This is a genomic window from Sediminibacterium ginsengisoli (assembly GCF_900167075.1).
GTDB classification, from domain to species: Bacteria; Bacteroidota; Bacteroidia; order Chitinophagales; family Chitinophagaceae; genus Sediminibacterium; species Sediminibacterium ginsengisoli.
This window is the reverse complement of the sequence record NZ_FUWH01000005.1, coordinates 87,195-112,085: the sequence shown is the minus strand read 5'-3', so window position 1 is coordinate 112,085 and position 24,891 is coordinate 87,195. Positions and strand designations below refer to the sequence as shown.

22 protein-coding genes are annotated in these 24,891 nt (G+C 42.7%); 4 read left to right on the top strand and 18 right to left on the bottom strand.

The features are described from left to right. Window positions 1-187 precede the first annotated feature (187 nt). Complete coding sequence (locus tag B5D42_RS10335) at window positions 188-583, top strand: hypothetical protein (RefSeq protein ID WP_139367100.1); 396 nt, start codon at window positions 188-190, stop codon at window positions 581-583. Window positions 584-905: 322 nt separating this feature from the next. Further along, window positions 906-2,747 carry a heavy metal translocating P-type ATPase gene (locus B5D42_RS10330; protein WP_078831431.1) on the top strand — a complete coding sequence of 614 codons (1,842 nt, stop codon included), beginning with the start codon at window positions 906-908 and terminating at the stop codon, window positions 2,745-2,747. Between the two features lie 295 nt (window positions 2,748-3,042). Here B5D42_RS10330 and mobC read toward each other — a convergent pair whose 3' ends face one another. From mobC to B5D42_RS10240, 18 genes are all read right to left on the bottom strand, one after another. Then, window positions 3,043-5,031 carry a conjugal transfer protein MobC gene (gene mobC / locus B5D42_RS10325; RefSeq protein WP_078831430.1) on the bottom strand — a complete coding sequence of 663 codons (1,989 nt, stop codon included), beginning with the start codon at window positions 5,029-5,031 and terminating at the stop codon, window positions 3,043-3,045. Between the two features lie 6 nt (window positions 5,032-5,037). After that, window positions 5,038-6,240, bottom strand: coding sequence for a relaxase/mobilization nuclease domain-containing protein (locus B5D42_RS10320; protein ID WP_078831429.1), 1,203 nt, complete (start codon window positions 6,238-6,240; stop codon window positions 5,038-5,040). Continuing rightward, entirely contained in the window at window positions 6,234-6,620 is a 387-nt protein-coding gene (locus tag B5D42_RS10315) for a plasmid mobilization protein (protein ID WP_078831428.1), read from the bottom strand. Before B5D42_RS10315 ends, B5D42_RS10320 begins: the two co-directional genes overlap by 7 nt. A 328-nt stretch (window positions 6,621-6,948) precedes the next feature. After that, window positions 6,949-7,758: a PRTRC system ThiF family protein gene (locus B5D42_RS10310; RefSeq protein WP_078831427.1), complete on the bottom strand. Its 810-nt coding sequence runs from the start codon at window positions 7,756-7,758 to the stop codon at window positions 6,949-6,951. Next, on the bottom strand, window positions 7,755-8,471 hold the full coding sequence (locus tag B5D42_RS10305) for a hypothetical protein (RefSeq protein WP_078831426.1): 717 nt from the start codon (window positions 8,469-8,471) through the stop codon (window positions 7,755-7,757). Before B5D42_RS10305 ends, B5D42_RS10310 begins: the two co-directional genes overlap by 4 nt. Beyond that, window positions 8,455-9,561, bottom strand: a complete 1,107-nt coding sequence (locus tag B5D42_RS10300) for a hypothetical protein (protein WP_139367099.1) — start codon at window positions 9,559-9,561, stop codon at window positions 8,455-8,457. Before B5D42_RS10300 ends, B5D42_RS10305 begins: the two co-directional genes overlap by 17 nt. Before the next feature lie 52 nt (window positions 9,562-9,613). Further along, complete coding sequence (locus B5D42_RS10295; protein ID WP_078831424.1) at window positions 9,614-9,832, bottom strand: PRTRC system protein C; 219 nt, start codon at window positions 9,830-9,832, stop codon at window positions 9,614-9,616. 20 nt (window positions 9,833-9,852) lie between these two features. Then, window positions 9,853-10,497, bottom strand: coding sequence for a PRTRC system protein E (locus tag B5D42_RS10290; protein ID WP_078831423.1), 645 nt, complete (start codon window positions 10,495-10,497; stop codon window positions 9,853-9,855). Window positions 10,498-10,557: 60 nt separating this feature from the next. After that, a complete protein-coding gene (locus B5D42_RS10285; protein WP_078831422.1) occupies window positions 10,558-11,604 on the bottom strand; it encodes a DUF932 domain-containing protein in 1,047 nt (348 codons plus the stop codon). Between the two features lie 49 nt (window positions 11,605-11,653). Further along, window positions 11,654-12,031, bottom strand: a complete 378-nt coding sequence (locus B5D42_RS10280) for a single-stranded DNA-binding protein (protein WP_078831421.1) — start codon at window positions 12,029-12,031, stop codon at window positions 11,654-11,656. A gap of 108 nt (window positions 12,032-12,139) precedes the next feature. Then, window positions 12,140-12,538: a hypothetical protein gene (locus tag B5D42_RS10275; RefSeq protein ID WP_078831420.1), complete on the bottom strand. Its 399-nt coding sequence runs from the start codon at window positions 12,536-12,538 to the stop codon at window positions 12,140-12,142. A 230-nt stretch (window positions 12,539-12,768) separates the two neighbouring features. Next, window positions 12,769-14,133, bottom strand: a complete 1,365-nt coding sequence (locus B5D42_RS10270) for an eCIS core domain-containing protein (protein ID WP_245825645.1) — start codon at window positions 14,131-14,133, stop codon at window positions 12,769-12,771. Between the two features lie 142 nt (window positions 14,134-14,275). After that, the gene (locus B5D42_RS10265; RefSeq protein WP_078831418.1) at window positions 14,276-15,100 is read right to left on the bottom strand and encodes a DUF2971 domain-containing protein; all 825 of its coding nucleotides are present in this window, start codon (window positions 15,098-15,100) and stop codon (window positions 14,276-14,278) included. 21 nt (window positions 15,101-15,121) lie between these two features. Further along, complete coding sequence (locus B5D42_RS10260; RefSeq protein ID WP_078831417.1) at window positions 15,122-15,586, bottom strand: hypothetical protein; 465 nt, start codon at window positions 15,584-15,586, stop codon at window positions 15,122-15,124. Between the two features lie 61 nt (window positions 15,587-15,647). Beyond that, a complete protein-coding gene (locus B5D42_RS10255; RefSeq protein WP_078831416.1) occupies window positions 15,648-16,787 on the bottom strand; it encodes a Wadjet anti-phage system protein JetD domain-containing protein in 1,140 nt (379 codons plus the stop codon). 6 nt (window positions 16,788-16,793) lie between these two features. After that, window positions 16,794-20,180 carry an ATP-binding protein gene (locus B5D42_RS10250; protein WP_078831415.1) on the bottom strand — a complete coding sequence of 1,129 codons (3,387 nt, stop codon included), beginning with the start codon at window positions 20,178-20,180 and terminating at the stop codon, window positions 16,794-16,796. Window positions 20,181-20,202: 22 nt separating this feature from the next. Continuing rightward, window positions 20,203-20,814 carry a DUF4194 domain-containing protein gene (locus B5D42_RS10245; RefSeq protein WP_078831414.1) on the bottom strand — a complete coding sequence of 204 codons (612 nt, stop codon included), beginning with the start codon at window positions 20,812-20,814 and terminating at the stop codon, window positions 20,203-20,205. After that, window positions 20,811-22,289 carry a DUF3375 domain-containing protein gene (locus B5D42_RS10240; RefSeq protein WP_078831413.1) on the bottom strand — a complete coding sequence of 493 codons (1,479 nt, stop codon included), beginning with the start codon at window positions 22,287-22,289 and terminating at the stop codon, window positions 20,811-20,813. Before B5D42_RS10240 ends, B5D42_RS10245 begins: the two co-directional genes overlap by 4 nt. Window positions 22,290-22,857: 568 nt before the next feature. Between B5D42_RS10240 and B5D42_RS10235 the strand changes: the two genes are divergently transcribed. Together B5D42_RS10235 and B5D42_RS10230 are read left to right on the top strand one after the other, a co-directional pair. Beyond that, window positions 22,858-23,586, top strand: coding sequence for a DUF6088 family protein (locus B5D42_RS10235; protein ID WP_078831412.1), 729 nt, complete (start codon window positions 22,858-22,860; stop codon window positions 23,584-23,586). A 2-nt stretch (window positions 23,587-23,588) separates the two neighbouring features. Then, the gene (locus B5D42_RS10230; protein ID WP_078831411.1) at window positions 23,589-24,572 is read left to right on the top strand and encodes a nucleotidyl transferase AbiEii/AbiGii toxin family protein; all 984 of its coding nucleotides are present in this window, start codon (window positions 23,589-23,591) and stop codon (window positions 24,570-24,572) included. Window positions 24,573-24,891: the final 319 nt, after the last annotated feature.

Genomic DNA, 24,891 nt, shown 5'->3' with positions numbered 1-24,891 from the left:
AAACTGAACTATTTCTATTATTTCTTTTTCTTAATTGAAGGATTGGTTCAGTCGGATTTTTTGGCTGCCTCAAATGATATAATGCTCATCAAAGGGTATTTGGTTTTTAAGAATATCTATTAAAAAGACAGGAATTCTATTACCTTTAAACCTTCTTTAAAACTCAGAACAGGTTAGGATATTTTACGTGAAAGCATTCCGTCATATTATTCTGTTTCTTTCTATCCTGGTGATACTGGGTCATGATTTTGTGCCTCATTCACATCGGGGTGACAGTGAGCTGGCCAAACAAACAACTGAAGTTTCATCTTTCTCGCATGATCATTCTTCTCTGGATTTCCAGGATGCCTTTTCGCACTTTCAGCACAGCAATTTTCAAAATACCTTAGTTTTTTTAGGTGAGTTGCCAGGTAAGGACTTTCCTGATGATAATACGTTGGGTCTTTCAGAGCTGGCGATTGTGTCTGTGGTATTTCCTCAATGGCAGGTAAGCTATCAACAAAGGCCATTTAGGTCGATATCAGATCCTCTGAACCAGGAATTCTTCTTTTCTTTCTCTTTGCGCGGACCTCCCACTAGCTAATTTTTGTGCTGTTTCAACTATTTTTTTTATTGGTATATCCCGATAACCAAAGGGTATATCCTATCTGTATTCTATTCTTAGGAGTCCTGTTCCTGGTAATTACCTTTTGGTGGAGCGCGTAACGTTACTATTTATCCTGCACGTTAATCAGTGGTTGAAATGCTGATTTAGAGTGAACAAGAATGTAATTAAAGTGATCGCTTAAGGAATTGTTCAACATAGTCTGTTAACGCAGTTCAAGGATGAGGAATGCTGTAAGGGAGTCGATAGTTGGTTAAGCAATTATGAATCGATACTTCTTATTTCACAACATGATTAAATAATGAGTAAATCAACTGAATTATTACCCATGGAATTTCTGTGGGAGTTTATAAGAATTATAATAGTTGCACTGTTTGGTGTTGTTTATTATGAGCACATCATATCCCCTGAAATCCTGCTATGGGGTGTAGCTTTTGGTTTATATGCACTGATCAAAACTGGGATTAAAGGCCTAGTGAGGAAACGAAAAATTGGAACGCCCCTTTTTTTTACGGTAGCGGTTGTCCTTTCTCTTGTTTGTAAAGAATACTTGGTAGGTATCGTAGCACTTTTATTCATTTTGATCGCTGAGTACATTTCTATTATAAGTGTCACGTTTGCCAGATCTTCTATAGAAAAGTTACAGGACACTTTGCCATCGGCTGTGGTTGTTAAGCACAAGGGGCAGAAAAGAAAGGTTTCTATTATTGACCTGAGGGCTGGCGATATTGTATTGTTAAAAACAGGTGAGACAGTTCCGGTAGATGGTGAAATAGTCGGAGGAGGCGGAGCCATTAACGAGGCAGCTATTACTGGAGATAGTGCGTGTAAAATAAAAACATCTGGAGCTAAGGTGTATGCGGGCACTTTTATGAATGCTGGTTCTTTGGACATTGAAGCGACAAAAGTTGGTTCGGACACTATTTTTTCCCGGGTGCATGCTCTGGTAAGCGATGCGGAATCAAAACAGCTACCCATAAAAAATCTGACAGATAGGATTGCAGTGTGGTTAGGGCCAGCAATTTTAATATGTGTTGGAGTTGTTTATGTGATGACCCGTGATATACAGTTGGTGATATCCTTACTTATACTTGGTTCACCTGCCCAATTGGGATTGGGGATCGGGGTTGTCAAAATTGCTGCTATTTCCCGTGCGCTACGTGAGGGTATATTGTTTAAAGGAGGCAATTTCCTGGAAGAGCTTGCGAGGGTTGACACATTCGTGTTTGATAAGGCTGGTACGCTAACGGTAGGCAAGCCAAGAGTTAGCCGCTTGCAGATCGTTGATTCGAAATTCAGCGAAGAACAATTAATAAGATTGGCAGCTGCTGCAGATAGTGGCTGCGATCATCCGATTGCAAAAGCAATCCTTTCGTATGCGGGAGAACGTGCCATCGCATATCCACCGGCTTCTGATTTTTACGTTGTAAAAGGACGTGGTGTTGCTGCCAGAGTCGACGAGCAAGCTGTATTAATCGGGAATCGTTCGTTTATGAACGATAAGAGTGTATCCGGATTCCTGGCAACTGTCAATAGTACAGAAACGGCCATTTTTATAGCCATAAACTACAAGCTGGCTGGCATATTTTATGTTTCGGATGCCATTCGCGATGGTGCTTCTGAATTGATTAAATTATTAAACGATATTGGAATAGAGCGGGTTATCATGCTTACCGGTGACAACCCCGAAACTGCCCGGTTTGTATCAAGGCAGATCGGGATCAGCGAACACAGGGCCAATTTATTGCCCGGCGATAAGGTCAGTATTATCCACGAATTGCAGGAAAGTGGTGCCATTGTGGCAATGGTTGGAGATAGTCTCCATGATGCAGCTGCATTAAAAAATGCAAATGTAGGTATTTCGATAGGTGCTATTGAAATGCAGGCTGCAATGGAGGGTGCTGGTGTCGTTCTTATGAAGGATAAGCTGCAAGGGGTCTTCAAGGCTATTACTATTAGCAAGCGTTCCATAAATACCATTTATCAGAATATGATTGTATGTGTTGCGCTTTTGCACATCGTTGGGATATTATTGGTGCTTATGAAAATCGTAGGCCCTATGGAGGCCGCTGCAGTTCATCTATTGGCTGTTGCACTTGTATGTCTAAATTCTATCAAATTATTAAGAATGAAGGTTTCCTAAAAAAGATACCATGTCCAAAGCACGTCATCGAAGAAAAAAAGCAATTGTTTCACCTCGCCCCAGAAAGCCTGTCATAGAGAAACCGCCCACACTTAAAAGCAAAATTTTGCGCGTGTTGATCATTTTAGGTTCCATTCTATTTGTTCTTGCGGTAATGTTACTTATGTATTTTCGGACAATGTATCGATATAAAAATCATAGATATATTAATAATGACCGAATCGAAAAGACCAGGTAATAAATGGTTATTGATAATGCTCAAATAAAATCCCCCTTGGTACGACCCCTTACCAACCTAAGGGTCGTTGCCAAGGGTGGATTGTATCTTTTGCTTTTTTTGCAGTAGAAGTTTAGCGATCACTTTTTCCACCATTGTCTGAATGTCAAATTTGATCTGGTAATAGTTATCCTGTATCTCCTGGGTTGTTATATCATATACTTGAGGTATATCCTTGAATGTTTTCATTTCCAGATTCAAGGCATTGGTGTCCTGCTGGATATCTGCGTGGAACATTTTAAGTTTAATGCGATCATCAGGATTGTCTGCCACAAGTCCTACAAATTGACCGGAAGAAAGTGTTGCAATCCGGGAGGGAGGGATTGCCTGATCCAATTGCCAGGAAGTACTGCTGGAGGTGTCCATCCTGTTAACATTCATACTTCTTTTCTCTTGCACGATCTTACCGAACCTTTCCGAAAGTGATTTGGCTGTGTCGCCAACAACTTGTCCGCTGATAATATTTCCGCAGATATTGGTAATTACTTCGGCCTGGTCACGTCCATAATCTTTTTTCAGCTGGCTGAAATCCTGCATGGCCAATAAGGTGGCTACTTTGTTACTTCGTGCAGTCGCAATCAGGGAATCCATGTTATTGAAGAATATAGTAGGAAATTCATCAAAGACGAGCGAAGATTTCTGTCTTCCTTTTTTGTTGACGATTTTGACCAGTCGTGACACGTATAGCGAAAGCACGGCACCATATATGGTCTGCTTTTCGGGATTGTTCCCGATACAGACAATTTTAGGGTTAGATGGGCTATTGATATCCAATGTGAAATCGTTACCTGATAGTACCCAATACAAAGAGGGAGATGCCAGTCTGGCCATGCCGATTTTAGCGCTGGCGATCTGACCTTCCAATTGTTCCATTGCGTCATTCTGATAGGCAGAAATAAAAGGATTTACAAGAACTTCGATTTCTGGTTGTGTGTTCAGTACAGGGAATAATTTGTCGTAATCCACCTGCATGAGTTCAATAACATGAGGAAGGGTGCAATACATGCCATCTTCATGCTTGCGCAGGAACCAGATGATCGCTGTAACAAAATTGATAGGAGACTCTACAAAAAAATCACCTTGTTTTTTAATCCATTCGCGGTTTAGCCCCAGCAGGATGCTGCGTGCTGATTCTGTTGCATCTGTAATATCAATCATTGCGTCCGGGTCAAGAGGGTTGCAACGATGTGATGTAGCCAGGTTGTCGAAGTTGATCGCGTAAAAACTGGGTTGGCTGTCATAGGATTTTTGGTATTGCAGCAACCAATTATAGGCAGCTTTGGAAAGGTCGTCGTATTTGAAGTCGTATATGAACATGGCATATCCTTTTTGGATCTGCTGCCTGATAAGTGGCAGTATAATGAACCAGGATTTGCCGGCACCCGGACTTCCGGTAACAAGTGTACCTCTGAATGGATTGATGATATTGATCCACGACCTGCGAACGGATGACTTCAATGAATACTGAGCCCGAAAGTTGACAGAGTACTCATTGCTGTGTAATTTTTCTTCCTGTGGAAAGGTTTCGTTTATAATGTTGAATACATCCTGGGTGACACTGATTTGAAGTATGCGGCTGATCCGGGTGCCTGCAGCAAGACAAAGGCAGAAGCCTGTTGAACAAATTATGATATAGCTAATTACCAGAAAACGAGCGTCAGAATCAAATTGGAGCAACACATGACTTATCCAATAAAGTACCATTCCTAAAGTGCCCAATACAAACACTGATTTAATTGTGTACTCCGGTTGTTTCTTGCCGCGTGTTCCCAGCAGAGAAATCAGCAGAAGTCCCATCGACCAGGCTTTGGAGATGTAAGCTGCCTTAAAGAAGCCGGTAGCGACCAGGTTGCGCAGTATGTGATCCGTGAGGGAGAATCGAAGCCCGAGATCCTTGAATGCGGTGTAACAGTAGAAATAAAAGTGCAGTAGCAGCAATAGGATGGACCCGAGCCGGGTCATGTCCATGATTTTTCTGAGCGCCTGTTCGTTTTCGCCTGTTGACATAGCTGATCATTTAGGGTTTGTGCCTGGCCTGTTTTTTTTCTTTCTCTTTTTTCGCAACGTAAAAGGGGTTTGACTATTTTGAGTAGTTGGTTCTAATAGTTTGTCAAGCATGCTTGGTAATGCTATTTCAGTTGAGACAGCAGGGGTAGATTGATTCTTATAGTTTCCTTGTGTATTGCTCAGCGTTTTTGAGATACCTCCTATACTGTATGGTTTGCCAAGTTCAGAGCCATTAAAAACGCTTTTATTCTTATTATCCAGGAAAGTGATACCGTATATCTGTCCTTCTGTATTCTGGCGAAGTATGGAATAAACCTTCTCATGTCTTAGTGAAATGATTAATTCCTGTAATGATGCTGGATGTTTTTCTAGAGTCCTTACAATGGTTTGCTGTAATAAAAGTTTTAAGGTTTTCCGATTTGTTTTATTTTGTTCAAATCTTTTTTCCAGGTAAGAGAGTGTGGGCTTGCCTGTAATAGTACTGGCTTTGATGGGTACGCCATGTGGCTGCCCATTCTTATCCAGTACACGATATAATAACCCTTTGTTTCTGAAGGTGAAACTGTCTTCCTTTCCACGATCCGCTATTACACCAAAATGTTTTAGTATAACATTCAATTCAGGGAGGGAAGTGTAGTTGTACAAGTTGATGACTTGCGTTAATATATTTGCGATGCTTCTTTTTGTTTCAGATCTGCCATATTCAATTTTTGTAACTCCCTTATTGACCGGAAGAACTTGTAGACCTGCCTGCACCAAGCCATATTTGATTTCAATTTTTTTTCTTGCTTCTTCTGACTGATTACGACCCAGGTTGTGGGTATTGATCCTTGTTCCGTCTTCGCGAATGGTGGTTGAAACGATATGGATATGTGGGTGTCCGGCATCGTTATGTTTGTAGATCAGGAAAGGTTGATCTGCAAAACCAATGCGTTGCATGTAATCAAATGCGATGTTCGAAAGCTTCAAATTATCTAACACTTCTCCTGGCGCGAAGTTGAGAGATATATGTATGGTTTTTGTAGCTGCCCGATTATTCAGTTGGTTGCGGTTTTCAAACCAGTGCAGCTTATCATAAAAAGTCATCGACTGCAATGGTTTTAAGAAATTTTTCTCGGCGATGCAGGAAGCTACACCCCGTCGCACTTTGTGTTCGTTGTAGTTTAGTGTTTCGGAGAGGCTTTTCGGTGTGGTGATACGGGCTACCATTGTCCGGTTTTTTGAATGATGTATTCAAATGCCTGATCAGCTTTCTTTTTTAGCGCGACCCGGGTGTGTTCGTAGGTTTCGATCCATTGCCGGAATTCGGGGATGCGTTCCAGGGTATGAAGTTTATGGATGGCCTGGTTGAAATTGTTACCGATGGCATTGATTTCTCTTCTTAACAGGATCAGTTCCTGATTGAGCTCATCGATGGATTGATTTCGGGTCAGGCTAGTGACAGGCTTTTTAAGAGCCAATTTGCGCAAGTAGTTACTGGTCGTTCTTTCCGTAGTCGCTTTGCGAAAGTTTTCCATACTTTGGAATTCCTCATCATTCATGCGTAAGGTCACGATGTGTTTCCTGATATTATGCTGTTCCTTTTTCATCACATTTCGTTTTTATTCACGCAGCAATTCATTGTTTAATTTTCCACCCACGAGTTTCGAGTGGGTGGCTAATGATCCCAAACGTATTACGTTTGTACATCTTGCAGCCGGCGCTAAGTCGGCTACCTAATTCAATTTCTACGGATTACTTAAAGAGCATCCCTTTCTGTTACTGGTGTAAATGTAGTATGCGTGTAGAACGCTATATAGGCATGCCTGAAATTAGAGCAGGCAACGATTTGTTTGATAGGTAATTGTGGACCAATAAGTGGCTCGAAAAGCCAACTGTGTTTGCCATTTTTTAGAAAGAAAATCCTTTGAAAACTGCTTAATTCTTTGCTGCTACGATGGCGATGGGATTGGAAGAATATTGCTTTAAATTCATGAAAAAGCCACGATAATGAATCATGCCCTCCCTGAATAAATTCCATAGGAGTGATGCCCCGAAAGTGCTAATCGCAGAGTTGATAAAGAGGTCTTGTTTTGTGATGGCTTCACTTAAGGAGCAACTGGGTTGATTGCTGTCGTCGGCGCTCATTAAGAGGTGGGCAAATTCTGTTGTGATCGCAGGGAGATTCGGCACAGGTAGAAATAATTTTGATTTTGGTTGCTGAACTGTTTTAACGGTTGATAAGAGTGCCTGGCCGGTGTGCCGCGAATTGCCCAGATCCATCCAATAGATCGGGCAGTTCGGACCGTGGCTTTGTGTTGGTAAAGTGGACAAAATATCAGCGATTTCAAAGCGACCTTTGGCAGTGTCAACACAGGTGATTGTCATGTTTGCGGTTAATTCATCGACATCGTTTAAATGTTGATCGTATTTGCAAGAGTAAGATTTCCAATTGGTTCCAAAGAAACGGTTGACTCTTGAGATCAGTGCAGCTGATTTATGACTGCCAATTTCAGATGTTGCAAATAATTGTCTTCCCAGGTTGGCAGATGTGACAATATCATCATCGAATAAGCGAAGATAGAGTCCAGGGTGGCCGAGTGCGAGGAGTGAATGGTTGATTCTGGAAAGTGCGGTAAGCATCTGGCTGCCTGTTCCTCCCGCGCCGATCAGGTTTATGGTAACCGGATTGGAAGGATTTAAAAGATAGTTATCGGTAAAATGGACTGCAGGTTTACTAGTTCTCATTTGATCAGGTTTTTAAGGGTTGCTTTGTGTTTAATTAGTGTTGAAGACGGGAATCTTTTGCGAGCATCTTTCAGGGACTTCCAGAGTTGTATAATATTTCCTTTTACGGGGCTTCTGTTACCTAATACATGTGAGAATTTGCTGTTGAAAAAATATTCTTCCCATTGGCTTATAAAGTCTTCGAGATAGGTATTGTTATCGATGTCAATATCGACTGTTCCCATACAGACATTCCCGTTTTCATGAATGTTGAAGAAAGGGGCATGGTACAGTGGTGTATTCATGGTTGGGATATCCTTTTCTGCCATTGCAAATACCGCCAGTTCTGTGCGTGATGCTCTCCAGATCATAGCTGGTAGCTGGTAGTTGCCATTGGTTAATCCAAGCTCATTTGTATAGGCAAGGAAATGTTTCATGGCAGGGGTGTGCCATATGGCAAATCCTTCCGATCCCTGCCTGGTGTACAATAATTTGGAGGGGATCAGACCGCGACATTGCAGAAAGTTATTGGAAAGTGCACTGGAGGACTGAAGTGCAGCAGATAAATGTATGCATTCCTTATCTGTAAGTGGATGGGGATCTATCATTTTTCCGTTTGTATTAAAGTCAAAAGCTTCGACATAGTAATTCGGATTCTCCATAGTTGACCGGTAGATGATAAGGGCCTTTTGTGGTTCGTGGAATGAGGTGAAATGATCAGTGTTGTTTTTCATAGTTATATTGGTATAAAGTGGTGCATAATTGCTCTATTAGTTGGATGAGCTTTGTCTCGAAGGGTAATTGATGTTTTTCACAGGCTTGTCTTGTGTTAAAGTATTGAACGGAAACAGGCAATTCGAATTCATATTTTTCCTGCAGATCGCAGTTTACATATTCCATTATTTGCTGGTAGATCCAATCGTTGTCATCCCAAAAGAAACTGAAGTACATTTCGGGATAAGCACGGTCGCCGTCTTCATAGTCCTGTAGGTGGGCAGATTCAATATTCTGGAAGAAATTTTGGTCAGGAAACTCCTGGTAGAGGTCGTAGAATTGTTGTGCAGTACTTAGTAATGAATGCTGCCAATCTGTTCTGGGTTTGAACCGATTGATTCGTACGGAAAATTCCTGCAATTGCTGCGGCCGTTGAATATTTTTTTCAAGAATGGCAGTTTTTCTCCTGATCATATTGATGAATGGCCATTGATCATTTTGCATTTCATCTTCAGGTTCATTGTCAGGGTCAGTGGCATAACTAAAAATGGCATCATAGCAGCTTTCCAGATAATCGTTTTCTGATTGCAGAGGCATGCCTGCTTTCTGGTTCAGGTAGCTGAATATCGACAGCAATAGATCAAAACTTTCCTTTTGCTGATCCTGGTGTAAATTATCCAATGCATTAATTGGGACCAAGAACAGGTTATGATCAATCCCCATTGATTTTACGGTAGCCAGTGTTGATTCGTTTTTATTTTCCGAGATGATGAGGTATAGTTTCGGTGCCTGCTTTCCAAGCTGGTCTTTTAGCGACTTATAAGCTGACGAAATATTGATTGGATAGGGTAAATGACAAGACTCGCATGGAGCTAGGTTGTAGAGCATGGAAAGGTGTTTCGCAGACTTAAAAAAGTCCTTCTGAATCTTTAGCCAATCAGGTTGTTTAAACTGATTGGAGAATGAGATCGGGAAGAATTGTTGGCTCAAAAAATCATGGGCAATTGATCTGCCGGCACGCTTCTGAATTTTGTCTTTTTGATGTCTGCTGCGTCTTGCTGCCTGTCCAGTTGCTGGGCAAACTTTCCTATTTGATAATGTTGGTTGCATTTGGATCCTTTTAAGGGTTTGAGTATTCTGATCTTTGTTTTTTTGTTCATGGTTATCCTTTTGTGCCGAGCATAGCCTGAAAAGTGTATTCAATCCGATCATTCAGGATTTGCGGGCCTTCAATTTTAGCTGTTGTGAGTTCTGGATAGGTTTGTGCATATAGGTTGAGTACCGATTCCGGTGTCATTGTTTTGGAGGGGTCGGAGAGTTCCAATTGTACACCGTTGAGATCATACAGGAATATCCGGGAGAGTTGGTTGGTAACTAGCATGCTGATATTTTTTAGATGGGTTAAAATGGCGCGGTTTCATCGGTTGGGTCGTCATCGATAAATTCTTCCTCATCGAGGTCGTTCATCTCTTCCTGCGATGGTTGTTTATCTTCAACAGTATCGGTAACAGGATCTGCTTCTTCGTCTGCCGCAAACAGTGACAGAGCGTTGTGCTGGCTGCGCAGCTCCTGGCTTTTTTTGCGTATTTCTGCCTCGAACTCAGGGTATTGTTTTATGTCTGGAAGCTGACCAATGGCTTCTCCGATTTTCTTCTGTTTATACAGGTCGTCCACCTTTTTCATTTGCTCATCAAACTTTTTTTGTTTGCTGCTTTTTTCTTTTTTCAGTGAGTCCTGTTTCTCCAATTCCTGCCTGGATTTCTTTTGAGCGTTTTCAATAGATTTTTCATGAGCTTCCAGGTTTTGTAGCAGGGTAGTTGTGTTATGTAAGGGGACTTTAATCTCCTTAAAGAAGCCCGCGTCCAAGTCGGAGCTTGCTCCGCGAAGTACGAGTGGCACTATCATCGATGCTGCTTTGTCTTTGATATGGCTGCTGTCCAATAGTACGGTAACGATCATTTGTTTGTCTTGCTGTAAGATGATGTTGATTCTAAGGTTGCCGGTCAGGTTCAGGTCATTTATGATGGTAAAGAAGTTCGTTTCCATGTCATTTCTTTTATATTTTAGTAATGAAATGGGCAGGATCAATGCCTGCCCATTTTTTGATTAATTAAGTGTCAGTATGCCTTTTTCGAAAGCTGTACACAGATCAAAGGAGGTTTGATTTCTTTGTTGTGCTATACCGCCATACATCAGTGATTTGAGTTTGGCGGACGGGTCTTTGTATTTGCGGACATTCTGGAAATAACCTGTTACGCCATTGTATGCACCAAAAAGAGTACCTGCTGTGGATGCCATCTGCTGGCTTTCGTTGCTCATCGCATAGGCAAATGCGGTATCGCACATATTCCTGTAGTAGGTGGAACATTCATCTTCGCGTTCCTCCTTGAGCGCTTTGAGTGACTCCTTGTTAGGGATCAAGGCTTCCATGATCAGGTTACGCAACTGTTTATCCGTGATCCTGACTTTAGCCCAGCGGTTGAAAATCGTTTCTATTTCTGAAGCAAGCTGGTTACTGATACCCATCAGGTGGTGTGCCTGTTCGAGACGATCTTTGGCACCGTTGGTATGACGGATGCGGATTGCATTGGTGTGGTTGCGTAAGGCTGCGTTGAGTGTATTGGCGCAAACGATCCTGACTGGTGTAAATGCTGCGGTAATACTGCCATAGCCATCATGGGAGGTAGAGAGGAACAGGTATTTTTCGACCAGGTCATTGTTGGCTACGCGGATATAACCAGGCAATTTTGCTGTGATGAAGATCTTTTCACCCTGTCCCAGGGCTCCGGCGGTTTCATACATAATTCCTTCGCCGCCTCCCACGATGGCGTCAAAGAAGGAGAATGCGTCTTTGTTCTGTACGATCTCATAATCTTTTCCTACGACACCCAGGACGGCACCCGTATCCTTGCGGATGGTGGCTGAATGTGTTTTGATACGTTTGGTAAAATCCATTGGCTGACCGTCGTTGTTAAAGGAGGTGGTATAGATATCTTCCTTGACAACTTCGAAATCAAGCCCGGCGAATTGCAGCGCCTCACCGCTGGTAGGGTATTGGTCAACGATCTGTCCCAGGCCGTGCCATGCTTTCTGGTTAACGGAGAGGAAGCTGTGTTTGCCGGTTGATTCGTTATAATTGAGTTGATGTGCCATGATGTAATTTTTTAAATTTTACTGTTGTGTGGAAGTTTGGTGGGGTAAATCAGAACGGCAGGTCTTCCAATGGCTGGGTGATCTGTGCTGGCTCATGATTTGTGGTGGTTCCTGATTTTTTTGAGTGCACGAGTTTGATCTCGTTTGCATGGCAATTGATACTGGCGCGCGCATTGCCGTTCAAATCGTTGTAGGCATTGACATGAAGCCTGCCGGTTACTGTTACAATGGCTCCTTTCAGCAGGATCTTTGCGATACCTGTGCCTTTCCACCAGGCGATGTTGATGAAGGTTACCAGTTCTTTGGTTTCTGTTGATCCTTTCGGGCGATAACGGTCATTAATCGCTACTGAAAAGTTGACCACTTCCTTGTCGCCTTTGACGGTGCTTGTTTTTGCGTCTGCTGTGATTCTTCCTGTGAATTCCATAACATTTGTTTTTATTTAAAAAATTGTAAATGGAGATTTCTTATCAATCCCCTCTCAAAGGCGAATGGAGGGGTTGATAAGAAATATTCATGTCAGAATCGATGATGTTTACCGGATTGGCTGGTTATATCTTTTTTTAAGTACCTCTACCCGCTGGTGGTGGCGTAAGATTTCTTCAGAGAGAAATTGATCTGTGAAAAGAGAATTGTCCTGGATGATCTGCAGTGATTTTTTCTTATGGATGTTGGAGGCTTTGGTTATAGCACGCTGGTATCGCTGTTCTTCTGATAGCGGTTTGTATGGCTTCACAATTCCTGGAGACCAATAGCAGGTATATCGCATGCCATAGCTGTCCTGAAGTTTAGCGTGGATTTTATCTAATTGTAAGGAGAACACTTCATCGTTAAATTCATCCCCTAAAAAACTGCCGATAAAATAGTCGGATCTGTTAGTGATCAGATTTTGTGTTTTTGGGAAAACATAGAAAGAGTGAATGCCTAATGCCATTTGAGTGAATTTAGAATGAGATCAAATGGGGATTTCTTGTCAATCCCCTCACAGCAGAAATGGAGGGGTTGATAAGAAATGATTCGGCGAGCAGTTTTTAGAAACTGTAAATCTGTTCTATGGTATGGGTAAAAAAATCAAGGCCCGGAACCTTGAATGGAGCGTCGCAACAAATGTTTAAAAGACAGGAGAAAGCCGGTAACAAAAAATAGAGGAACACTTGGGATATTTTATTCAGTAACTTCTTCGGTTTGCGTGGAAGCGTCTGCAGTCTGGACAGGTTCCCATAATTTGTTGTCTGCCATCCAGGTAGTCACTTCTGGTTTTTCCTTTGGATCCAGCTTGCCTTTGCTGGCGAAAATAAAGTTCATTATAGTGGTAATATCATCCATGATATTATTGTAGGCCGCTTTTCTGTAACTGCCAAAATCTGCCAGTATAGCGCGTCTTGGGGATGTGTCACCGTCAACGTCTGTGATTAACGTATTGTCTGCTTTCATATCCCCCGGATGATAGCCTGCAGCTTTTACTACTTCAAGGGCAGCTTTTATTTCATTGGCATATTTCTTCATTTTTTTATCAAACTCAGGTGTGTACTTGCCGGCCCTGTCGATTTTTTTTGATGACATCGTGCCTTCTTTCTCAAAGCGCATAATGATCACATATTTCACAACTTTATTACCCTTGTCCGGGTCTGTCACTGTGATACATTCAAAGGTGTCTGGTGTTATGGCTGCTTTGTAAGATGTTGCGCCTTCCTGGTTCTTTGCTTCGATATCGTCCCTTGCCTCTATTTCCAATGGGATATCACCGTCCGTATTCATTTCTATTGCAGTGCTTACAACTTTAACTGCAACCACTTCGTCGACAGGGACATCTCCAGCTTCATCCTGCTGATAATTATCAAAAGTTTCCTGTTTAAGTACCGCTTTATATACTTCGCCGGCCCCACTTTCTTCCCCGATCCTTGGACCCCACGTGAGCATGCCTGCCATCTTGGCTTTATAACCAGCTATATCAACTGTTGACATTCTTGTCAATTGAAAAACATTGCCATTGGTGGGTATGCTACCTGCGTTCATTTCTTTTCCCTGTGTAGCCTGACCAAAAGATTGACTGTAATGCCCACTTATATTATTGCCATCTGATAGATTTACTTTCAACTGCATGGCTTTCGCACCCATTTCGTCGGCTTCCTTTTCCAGTCCCTGGTCGTCATTGATATTAACCTGTCCTTTCATTTGTATGGTAGGTCTGACACGTCCCTGCTTTTGTTGTACCACATGCCATGCTTCATGGGCAAGGTGTTTTTCCTGACCCGGTGCGACATGTATATTACTGCCTTGTGCGTAAGCATGCGCCTGCAGTTGGGCAGGTTTATCAGAATTGTAATGCACTCTGACATCATCCATTGCAAAGCCGGACTGTTGCTCTATCCCTGCTTTCAACTGGTCGGGAAGCCCGGTTAGGTTAGGTGTCGGCTGAAACCTGGAAGGCGAATCATTATTATTATGAGAAGCAGAAGCGGCATTGAAGCGCTGGATCGTTGAAGTGCTTCCATTATCTGCCGCAGAATTTTGACCAGTTTCTCCCAACTGTTCATTTTGAACAGAGCCTTCATCTTCTTTTTTTTGCTGAAGTAAGGGTACAGCTGGGAGAGCCTTCACTGTATTTGCAGTAACGTTATTGGCGCTGCTTCTGGATAACAGGGCTGATTGGGTGGTATGGTTTGTTCGATTATTCAGTATTAGCTATCGTTTGAGGAATATGTGATGTTTCTTTAGGCCTTGGTTTCCAGAATGTCCTGGAATAGAATGTGTCCTTTTTATAAGGTTTAAATTGAACTGTGTATGATTTGCCAAGGGTAATGCCAAAAAAGCAACCCAGGTTATTTTTTAAGCAAAGCTCAATTGTTTTATTGACTATAGCTTCTGGTGCCCGCGAGCCGATGTAAACTGCTTTGATCAGGGATGCTTGAATAGAAACGAAATCAGCATTTTGTTTGCTGTATAAAACAATTCTGTGTTCTTTTTCGTATTTCCATTCGGACTGTTTATGGAATACCATTTTATTGAGACGCGAACCGAAATCTTCCTGTATATCAACTAAAGGTGGATCATCTATATAGGTGATCTTTCCTTCTGCAATAAATTCCTTGTGTGAATTAAGCGCATCAAAAATTTCCGGATGATATTCCACACAAATGCCTTCATGGTTGTCTGTATAGTGTGACCACATCAGATTGTTTGAATTGTTTTCCGTAAAGGAAGTCATCGTGATTGCCATGGAAACTTCATTTCGCTGTTCCTGCTCGGTAAACCAGACGTATCCTTCTTTACCCTTTACCTGCTCTTGCCACTCAGCAAAATCTGCTGTTGTTTTGCCAGGATGTACTTTTAGGAATGATTCCAGCTGACCCTCTGCAAACGGATCGATGTGCAGGTTGAATTTTAACTCGTACGGATCGTTAAGATCAAAGGCTGATGCAAACTTTATGGTTGGGGTGTCACCAATGATCTTTTCCAGGATATCGGTGTTAGGGATTCTGTAGTATTTGAACATGGTAGTAAAATAGATGAATGACTATCTGATTCGGTTGATTGATTCAATCTCGGGTGGTGAAAGTTTTTGCCATCGCTTAATTTCATTGTTCCAGGAAAAATCCTGGTCACGGATCTGTTTTTGGTATAGTCCGCTTAGTGCATTGGCTACTTTTTTGAGCGTGTTACCCAGATTGGTGTTGTAACTGACTACAAAAAAGTTTTTTCCATTTTCGTCATAAATACGTGTCTGACCATCACGGTATTTATTGATATCTTTTTCCGTTTCTAATTGCAGAACATCCCATTTTATGACATCACATCTTTCTATGACTGGTATAAAGGGGGCTGGAGCATTTAATATTTCAGTTAAAAGATCTTCGATTGACGTGATATTGTAGTCTAAATGCTGGTATGCTCCGTATAGATAGGGGATGGTCAGCCCATTTTTTATTGTTCCTGCTTTTTTCAGGTGGCGTGTTAATGTGTACCAATGTGCTGTTGGCATCTTGCGTTAGTTCTGTTTGAATAAATATAATTAATGGTCTTTAAAAATGCAACTGCTGTAATCAGCCCAGGCTTAAAAGCTTTTTCATAATATAATCCTGTCGCAATCTTTCCTGTTCAATGCGTCCGTTGTGAGAATAAAGTTGATCATAGGCTGTTTTCTCTGCAGATGAAAGATTGTTTAGCTGGTGGCTTTTGTATGGTTGTGGTTGTTGGTGCATTTCTTGAATATGTGTGTTCATGGTTTCGGTGTCCATGAAAATGCTTGCCATTTTTGGATAATAGGTGCGGGCATCATTGAGCATCACAAAACCTTCTTCATCCAGGTCACCCCAATAGTAAAGGCTTGCGTTTGTAAAAAGTTCAATTTCATGAAGCAGGTGCAGTGCTTTGCCAGAACTGAATATGGCAAGTGTGCAGGGCATGGATGGTAAGAGGTAGAGGTTTGTTTCATTTTCTACGAGGATTACTCTATTCACCGGCCACTGTTTGTTTTTTATCTCCTCCACGGGAAGCGCAAAACATTCTATTCCGGACAGGCAAACCTGGCTTAGTTCGGGATCCAGGAGACGCATGGTGAATAAGTAAGGCTTACGTCTGGTGCCTAGTGCAATTTCGAGATCCAGATGGTTTTCATCATAAATATCCGGACGAATGGTCTTTAACAGGGAAAGCAAAATGCTTTTTTTCTGCTGCATGAACTTGGTATGAGCCGGAACCGGGATGCTGCGCAGATACTGCCCGGATGTTTGGTTATTCAGCAGGTAGCTGGTTACAGCCATCAGTGTATTCCAATCATCTTTGTGTTCATGCACCAGGTTTGGATATTTTTGAAGCAATGGTTGTATGGCTGGTGTCCATTCAAGAAGCGTATTCAGTATTTTTTTAAATTCCGCTGCATGCTTTGATTTATCTGTTAGGAATAACAGGTCTTCCTCAGTTGATACCGTTATTTGAGATGGCCATGACTGGTTACCCAATTTTTTGCTGAACCAATCCTGCCACTCAATGGTCCATCCCGGCGTCTTATCTCTTTTTTCATTTTTCTGAAACAGAGCGACTTGTTGGTGCAATTCAATCGCTGTGGATGGCTTGCCTTTTCCACCCCGAAGCACGATGGGCTCAAAATCTTTGCCTGCTACCAGGTCTTCCAGGTATCGTTTGTAAGATTTTTCCAGTTGTGCCATGTAGGATGGTTCCATATTCGTTTATGCTTGTTTCATCTGGTCACGAAGTTCCTTAATGGTCATATTGTATAATACACTGTGTCGGTTATTGACTCTCTGGACGAGGTGTACGTGTGCAATGAAGTCCTGTACGATCTGGATCTTGTCACTTGGTGTTACTACAAGTAGCTGGAGATGTAGTTGCTTGCATAGTTCCATCAGGTAGGTCGCTTTTTCTTCATCCTGGTTGCTGAAGCTTTCATCCACAGCAATAAAGCGAAGGCTGCGGTTGTTCTTAGCATCTTTGGTAATGCCGAACTGGTAAGCGATGGCGCTGCAAAGGATGGTATAGGTCAATTGTGGTTTCTCTCCACCTGATAGTTGTCCCATCTGACGGTACGCTTTTTTGGATTCTCCGGTATGCTTGTACAATTCATTGGCCCAGAATTCAAACCAGTTGCGCACGTCCATTACTTTGTTGCGGTATGCTTCGCTCTGATCCAGTTTGTCTATCAGGGGCTTTACCTTTTGCGTGAAATGGAGGGACTTATCCTCAAAACTACTGTTGGCCCAATTGGCGGCCTGCGGTAAGGCGTCCAGCAGCAATTTTTGAAATTCTTTCTGGTCTGTGCCTGCTTTGACGGGCTGTTTTTCAAGTTGTATATAGGTGTCCGGCAACCGGTTAAAATTGATGCCCTGCAGCGACTGGTTGAGTTTGTTGATGGTATTGGTAATGTCCCGTTCCCATTTGTCCATGTCTTCCCTGAGAACGCCGATCTTATGTGTGATCGTTACGTTAATAAAGTTCTCAAACTCCTTTTTGTACTTTGGAAGGTTCTCGGTGGAAAGTTTCTCCAGCCATTCTATATATTCCTGTGCGTGTTCTGCACTGTCAGAGAAGGGCTGGACATCTGAAATCCAGGTAGGGAATTTTTGAGCAAGTTCCGGCGATGGGTATTTGATGCGGGTGATATTACGATAAACCTGGTTTCGTTGAGTGTTACATTCTGTAACTGCGTTCTCTTTTAAACCTTCCACTTTTGTTTTGAATTCACGGTAAATGGCGTCGATGGTATCCAGTGTCGCATTGCCGATGATTGACGAGTATTCTGCCTGGAAAGTGAGCAGTTTGTCTTTGTCTTCTTCCGTTAATTTAGATAAGAGCAAGTTGAGTTCCTCTTTGGATCCTGTCATTTGTTCTATTCGCATAGAACATTTAGTGCGTTCTTCCTTTAATTCGTCAGCGTTTAGCGAGGTCGCTGTTATCTGTTTGCCGATATCAGTGAGTTGTTGTTTAAGGGTATCCAATTGCTTGTTATCCTTTCTCAGTGCAGTGACCTGCTTTTCGATCTTATGAATGGATTGCTGGATGGCATTGGAATTGATCTGGTCAAAGCTGGTGATTTCTTTTATCCTTTCAATAGCAATAAACTGTCGCTGGATACGGTTTGATTTATTCTGACAGGAATTAATCGTTTCGTTGGATCGCTGTATCAAATCCTGCAGTTTCATACGTCTTGCGATCAGGGCTTCCTTCTTTTTTTCACTATTCCAGCCCATCACATATTTACTGGGATCATTCTGGTTAGGTCGATCATCTTTTTCATGACGGACACCGCTTTTGATCAGGCCATTGATCGTGATGGCCTTATCGTATCGTTGCATTGTTTTCTCGTCATCTACCGCCACATAACTGAACTGTTGGATGAACAGCTGTTCTACGTAATGGGATAATTTGTGGTCCGGGTGAAATTCCAGTTTGTGAATAATGGTATGCTGATCTGCGTGCTGTATTAATGCGGAATCGGTAACATGATTATATACGATGCGGTTACGCAGGTTCTGGGTATTGATATAGCTGGTCGCCTTTTTATAATATTTATCCGGTATCAACATCCTCATGGCATAGGATCGCAACAGTTTTTCAAGTGCGGGCTGCCAGGATAATTCTGAAGCATGCACCTGCACCAGTTCGCCAACAAAGGGGAGTTCGTCCGTATCTATTTTCAGGGCACTGCACAGTTCTTTGCGCAGCTGGACGAGATTGTAGGGGATATTTGTTTTCGATTGGTGAAGCATTTCTATTTCCTGCTCCAGGTCATTTTTTTCATTAGTGGATGTTTTCAAGGTTTCTTTGGCTTGGAAGTCATCTTCTTCGTTGATTCGCTGTTCCGTTACCAACTTTAAATGAATCCTTCCAGCTTCCTTCACAATGCGCAGGTAGGTTGTTTCATCAGTTGGTTCTTCTTTAATGTGAAGTGTATCCATCCATTGTTTGAACTGTTCCAAAACCTGTTCCACCCGGAAATGTTCTTTCTTTGTGGATTCAATCTGGTTCTCTAACTCGATCAGCTTTTGACCGGCTTTATTGTTGTCTACCAGGTTGATCGTCTTTCGCTCTTCTTCCCGGAGTTTGATCAGGTCTTCCTCTGCTGTTTCAATTTTCTGTGTCAGAGATGTTATGTTTCGATTCGCATCAGCAATTGCCTGATCGAGTAGATGGTCTTTTGTAAAAGAATTCCATATTTTGAGAAGTTCCAGTGTTTGTGTGTGTTTCAGGCGGTCTTGGTCTGCTACAGAAAATTTCTGATAATGTTCATCCAGGTTTTGCAACAGTCGGATTTGTGCCTCGGTTTTTTCAATGGTCAGCTGGGCTTCCAGCAGGGTTGATAAATGTTTTTTAAGCTCCTGGAACTGATCTTCGGTGTTGCGTGGTTCCAGCATGTGCTTGCGGATAAAGTCATCCAGGTTGTCCAGTACTTTGATGCCGACTATCTGGTTGAACAGGGGAAGCGCCTGGATGCTTTGCAGTCCCAGTGCATCCACAATCCGCTGTGCATATTTATTGGCAGTGTCAAACCATTCCACTTGTTTGCGAGCGCCCCTGTTATAGACCTGGTCGATACGCTTTTTCCAGTTGCCGTTGAGGTCAAATGGTTTAAAGTCATCTACTACATGCAGGGGCTTGTGGGCAAGTCCGTAAACTTTCTTAAGTTCTCCATTATTGTAATAACGTACCTGGAAAAGGGTTACCTGGTGGTCAATCTCATTGGCAAAGTTTACCAGCAGAATGCTGTAGGCCTCGTCCTTATTTTCACGCAGGTACAGAGTTACGGTGTTGGAAGTTGCTTCACTGTTCATGAAACTGTAGCCGCCCCGAACGTAGCTGTCTTCTGTACGATCATCTTTTTTTTCACTACCGCTGCTCTGGTTATAGAACCGGTATTTTTTTTCGGGAACCAGCAGTGTGAGTAAGGCATCGATAAATGTTGTCTTACCGCTTCCGTTCAGTCCGGTAAGCAGGCTGGTTTCACCCATGGGTTTGATTGCGTGTACTTCGTTATCGAATGTTCCCCAGTTGAATACTTCCATGTATTGCAGCCTGAAGCCGGTCTTGTGTATATCTGTATTAAAAACGTCTAATTGCATGCCTATTTTATTTCACACTGACTTAATTAGAATCTATGGTGTCCTCTTTTGGTTGAACCACATTTTTATATGCTGAAAGCTGTGCTGTGAACTGTTCCAATATCTCGATGTTCACTTTTTCCTTGATGATCTTTTTGATCCTGAACTTTTGTTCATCCTTAATGTCTGCATCTTCTATCATTTCCAGGAAGCCGTTATCTTCTGCTTTGTCAATCAGGCGGTCAATTTCTTTTAAGAAGCGTACACGGCTGGCATCCTCTTTAAAGAACAATTCAGAATGGTCTTTGATCTCTCTTCTACGTTTGATGAGTTCACGTGCGGAGGATTCACTTATTTCAAATTCAGCCATCAGTTCACGCAGCAACACCAGCATAATAGTCTCCTCATAAGTGAAGGATCTGCGTTGGAACCAGGTTACTTCCGCGCTGTCGTCATCCGATATATTTTGTTTTAAAAAAGCATAACCATCGTCTTCATTCAGTACCAGGGTAAGCCCTAATTGCGGAAGAAAGTTATTGATCTCGATTTTGTACTGCAGCAGATCCTGCCAGGTGGATTTATCCAGGTATTCGATCGTGCCTTTGAGCAGCTTTACGATAATGGAAGCATAGGGTAGTGTTCTGCTGGGTATCATACGGTCTGTTTTCCAAATAATAAATAGGGCACCTCAATGAATTTTGTACGGTCCGGATTGATGCTAATGATCTCAGTGGTTCCTTTGATGATCTGCACCTGTTTGGATTTCTCTTTTAGGAAATCGTAGTAGGTGACCACTTCCGCGATACCGTGTTCCAAGGGTGTTGCATCCAGAACTTCACTCAGGGTGGCCGTTTCTTTTTGCTTGAGCAGGTTTTCTACTTTTTGCCAAAGCGCTTTTTTGTTCACATGTGTTTTGTTGATGAGCCTGCTGAAGCGTTCCATGTCCTCGATCTTTTCAGATTTTTCCATGGGTTGTTTAAGCACGACCTGGGTATCTTTTTGCTGGAGGTTAAGTTTTTTCTCCATGTGCAGGCGGATATCTGCCCGGTCAGTCAGCTCTATGCCGGCTGGGATTTTGTCCTCATCGATCAGGTCAAAGGCCAGTTCCTTGATGTTGTTGATCTGGGTACGCAGTCGCCTGTGCCGGGTAATCTCTTTTTCGGTAATGATCTTGCTTAGTTTTTCGGCCATTTTATCATTGGACTCATACACGTTCTTGCCCTGGCTGAGCAGTAGGGATTTGATGTTTTCAATGAAATACTGGTCGGCTTCAATGCTGCGGTCGCTGAGCAGGTCCAGCAGGCGAATGGTGAGTTCACGCCATTCTTCCTGGCCGGCGCGGGAGATCAGGAAGTCCCAGAAAGCATAAAAGCTTTTGCCCTGGTTGCTGTTGCGCAAGGTATCATAGGCTTCAAAGGCGAACCCCAGGATCTTGCCCTTGTTGAGTTCGGCTTTGGTATGTTGTTCTACAATAGAGCGGTGGATCTGTTTAAAATTGTCTTCCACTTCCCTGAAATCGCCGATCAGCTCGTAACAATGACGGGTGAACAGGTCAAGTCTTTCTTCGATCTGTGCGTTGCTGTAGTTTTCGGGGTTGATGCCGAGTTCCAGTGCTTTGATCTCTTTGTCGATCTCGGCTCTTTTATTTTTAAGGGTTTCCAGTCGTTTGTTCTTATCGTCCTCTGTGTTTTCCAGGATGTCACGCAGGGAATTGAAAACCAATTTAAAGCGGCTTTCAGTGCCGACGTGTTTGCTAAGCTGGAGGGACTGGATCCATTGGAACACTTTGACACTGTAGCTGCTGAGCTGGTACATGGTATTGCCGTGGTCATCGGTAAAGTCCTGGAGGATGCGGCGCTGTACCCAGTTCTGGAGGTATTTGCGGCTTTTGACCTCTTCTGTTTCACCCAGCAGGATCTGTGCTTCTTCCAGGTCTTCCTGTCCGTTTTCCTGGTTCAGGAGGGTTTCGGTCAGCCACTGGAGTAGTTGCGACTCAGGGACAGAGAAGCGGGTATTATCCGACTGGAATACCTTGTACAGGAAGGGCATGACCCATTTGGCATTGCGTAGGCGTATAAACTGTATGGCCGGAGAGGTCTCAAAAAGCAATGAAAAATCTTCTGTTAGCATGCTGGCAGTTAGTTAGACCGGTATCAAGTGTTCGGACGTCTAAAATATTTTAAAATTCCGTTACGTGAAGCATTTAATCCGTTGTGCAGGTTATTCATGTAAGTATTTTTTTTAAGGCGGGACTGTAAGTGATTGTTTGTCATGGCTTTTCGGGGGGGCATCATCATGCGTTTAATATTTGGCGGATAGGGGTAGTAATACTACCCGGAATCAATAAAAGTTGAACCGGGTAATTTGGGCAGGATTTGCACATCCTGTTGATAGTTTTTTAGGGTATTCGATATTTTTTTAAAAAATTTTCCGGTAGCTTAGTTGCACCTCAAACTGCACTACCGTGCAGTTTGAGGTGCAACTAAAAGGTGATTGGCAAAATCTGTCAGTTTGTTATAGCGCCAAAATGTCCTTTTTTTTCTTTAACTTAGGTTGTTCACAACTCGTTGAGAACAACTGTTTTTTAAAGTTTTTAAGCGTATTTGAATGCCCGTCAGGGCTTTTTTTAGGTATTCATTTGTCAAGTAAATTGCGCAAAATACTTGACAAATGAAGTATAAAAGATTATCTTTGTATAGTGAAAACAGCCGAAAAAATAGCAAAAGTCATTGGTGGACTACCGGAGGGAAGGGTATTTACTTACCAGGATCTGGGCGTACGTACTACTGAATATGCCGCCGCCGCAAAGGCTCTCGGGAGGCTGGTGATGTCAGGTAATCTTCGCCGTGCGAAGACCGGCATGTTCTATAAGGCGCAGAAAACCGTATTTGGTGAATTGCAGCCAGCTGAGGAGCAGTTGTTGCGGCCCTATTTATTCGAGCGGAACAAGCGGGTTGCCTATATTACCGGTACAGCACTTTATAACAGGATGGGGCTTACAACACAGGTGCCGCGGATCATTCGTATTGCAAGCAGGGGTAAGCGGGTCATTGCCAAAGCAGGCAATTTGCGCATACAGGCTGTGAAAAGTTATGTAGAAGTGACGGATGATAACTATTACCTGCTGGAGACCCTTGATGCGATGAAGGATTTCAAGACCATACCTGACACGAATAAAGAAAGTATGATTATTATCCTGAAGAAAAGAATTGCGGAGCTGAAAAAGCAGGATCTTAATAGGATAGCCTGTATCGCTTTAGAATATCCTCCAAGGGTAAGGGCATTCTTAGGTGCGTTACTGGAAGTGATGGAGTTGGTTCCCTTGCAACAGAAGGAACTGAAGGCAACGTTAAACCCCTTATCTGCTTATCAATTTGGGATCGGAAAGGGTCTATTACCAACAGCTGACAACTGGAATATTTATTAATCATGAACCTGCACGAAGACAAAGAACTATTCAGGCAAGCAGTAGCTGCTACAGCCCAACAGATGCAGATACCTGAGATCTATGTAGAGAAGGATTACTGGGTAACGCTCGCGCTGAAGTTCATCTTTGCTTCAGAAGTGGCAGGAGATACCGTCTTTAAAGGCGGAACGGCCTTGTCCAAATGTCATAAGCTGATAGCGCGATTTTCCGAAGATGTTGATATTGTGATTATCCGCAGAGAAGGAGAGAATGGCAACCAGTTGAAGAACAAACTGAAGGCAGTGTCAACTTCAATTGAAAGCGTGATGCCTGAAATTGATCTGCCTGGAATCACCAATAAAAAGGGAATGATCCGCAAAACTGCACATGGTTATGCCAAATCTGGTTTTGAGGGTGTTTACGGTCAGGTAAGGGAATATATCGTGTTAGAGTCTACCTGGCTTGGGAGGTCAGAGCCATATACGGTCAAACCGGTCAGCAGTTATATCGGTGATATGATGTTGAGAACAAGCCAGTCAGCGCTTGCAGAAAAGTATGGTATGTTGCCTTTTGATGTCCAGGTATTATCAATTGAGCGAACATTTTGTGAGAAGGTTATGAGCCTGGTACGTTTCTCTTTTACGGAGCATCCGTATGAGGATCTGGCCAACAAGATCAGGCATACTTATGACCTGCACCTGATGTTACAGGACGGTTCTATCCAGGGATTTTTTAAAAGCAAGGGGTTTGAACAGATGCTCAATACGGTAGGACAAGATGATGTGGCTAGTTTTAAGAATAATAACCAATGGTTGGCCAATCATCCGGCTACGGCAATTATTTTCAATGATACAGAAAATACATGGGCGCAGATAAGGCAGGCCTATCATTCGAGTTTCAGAGACCTGGTGATTGGTGAACTGCCGGAAGAGCAAGCTATAATATCGACATTAAAGATGATCGGTGATCGGTTAAAAACAGTGGAGTGGGGTGTTCAACCATCTTAAAAAAATCTACACCAGCTATTAGTGGCGGATAATTGCAATTGATCCTTTCCTGGCATTTAACCTTTCAATACAAACCACCTGTGAGTCGCTGTAGCTGTTAGCGGGGCTGAATAATTCACCGGTGTATCCCGGTGCCACCTTGATGGACATGACACGTATGTTGTCGTCAATAGAATTTTCCTTTATGTCCAGGCCAAAGCCGCCGGAATGCGTGGTATTGTTATTCTTGATAATAAGACAAGTGTCAAGGCGTGAAATATCGTGAATGAATATCGGTTCATTGCAGGAAGCGAATAGTACTACGAGAGTCGCTGTTAGC